Annotated in this window: 1 protein-coding gene; it reads left to right on the top strand. The window is 44.4% G+C overall.

The features are described 5' to 3' along the window. Positions 1-1,558: methyl-accepting chemotaxis protein (locus V7L97_RS12600; RefSeq protein WP_333656529.1), on the top strand; the 1,558-nt coding region annotated here is incomplete at its 5' end. Positions 1,559-1,577: the final 19 nt, after the last annotated feature.

The following is a 1,577-nucleotide window of genomic DNA, read 5'->3' as shown; positions in this document are numbered from 1 at the left end:
TATGAAGATCAGCACGAGTCTTAAAATCGCAGTTGCAGTATTGTTGAGTTTTTCTTTAATCAGTACGGCATCGGTTTTTTTGCAATTGAACAGGATGGCTGATGACGGCAATGTGGTCAATTATTCCGGCAGGCAGAGGGCAATATCGCAGAGGCTTGCAAAATACGTATTTGCAAAGCATCATGGAATGGATACAGAAGACAAAATAAAAAAACACACGGACAGACTCGACAGAATAGTAAAAGGTCTGATAAACGGCGATGCAGAGTGGAAGCTACCAAAGGCAGCAGATGAAAAGGCTCTTTCAAAAATGAGAGAGCTTGAGGCATCGTGGCAGAAATACAAAGAGGTAATCGAGAAGGCAAAAAACGACCTGTCGGCATTAAAAGCCCTCTTTGAAGAAAGCGAAAACTTCTTGAAACTCACAGATGAGGCAACCACTATCTTTGCAGAAGTATCGGAAGGCAAGGTTAAAACACTTAAGGCAATACAGACAATCATCTTTGTGTTAAACCTCATTATACTGGCAGGCATATGGATGATGAGCAAGAAAAAAATAGCATCGCCCCTTCAGAAACTCACAGAGGATGTAAAAGAGATTTCAAAGGGCAATCTCAAGGTAGATGTCACGTGCGGAACAGGAGGAGATGAGATAAATGCCCTTTCACGCGCGATGGAAACAATGGTTATATCCTTGGGCAATATAGTAAACAGCATACTCACATCTGCTAATAATGTGGTATCCGCAGTGGATGTATTAAGGGCGAGAGCGGATAAGACATCGGAGGGAGCGAGGAACCAATCGGGTCAGGCATCGCAGATAGCCACAGCAGCAGAGGAGATGAGCCAGACAATTACGGACATAGCAAGAAATGCATCTGTGGCATCGGAGTCATCATCCGAGGCAATGGAAACAGCAGGAAAAGGCAAGGATATAGCAGACGGCGCAGTAGAGACAGTAAACAGGGTTTACGCATCGACTGTAGAGCTTGCCACAATGGTGGAGAAATTGAACAATCGTGCTTCTGAGATAGGGGACATTGTAACAGTAATCAAAGACATTGCAGACCAGACAAATCTCTTAGCGCTTAATGCGGCCATCGAGGCAGCCCGTGCAGGAGAGCAGGGAAGGGGTTTTGCGGTTGTTGCAGATGAGGTGAGGAAGCTTGCAGAAAGGACAGTGAAGGCAACAACAGAGATAACGGACAAGATAAACACCGTGCAGTCAGAGTCCGAACAGACAATGAAATCCATGGAAGAAGCATCCGAAGAAGTCACAAAGGCAACAGATTACATAAGACAGGTAGGGGATTCATTAAATTATATAGTCATGGCAGTACAGAAGGTCAGAGACCAGATAACACAGATAGCAACGGCAGTTGACGAGCAGTCTGCTGCATCTGAGGAAGTGGCAAGGAACATAGAAAAGACATCAGCCATATCAAAGGATATAGAGAAGATGGCGGATGACGTTATGCATCAGGTAAACACATTGACAAAGATATCGGAGGAGTTAAGAGATTCAATAGCAGGATTCAAGACAAAGGAAACGAACTGATGATACTGGATTTAGCCAA

Source organism: Dissulfurispira sp., from assembly GCF_036745535.1.
GTDB lineage: Bacteria > Nitrospirota > Thermodesulfovibrionia > Thermodesulfovibrionales > Dissulfurispiraceae > Dissulfurispira.
This window is presented reverse-complemented; position numbering and strand designations above follow the sequence as displayed.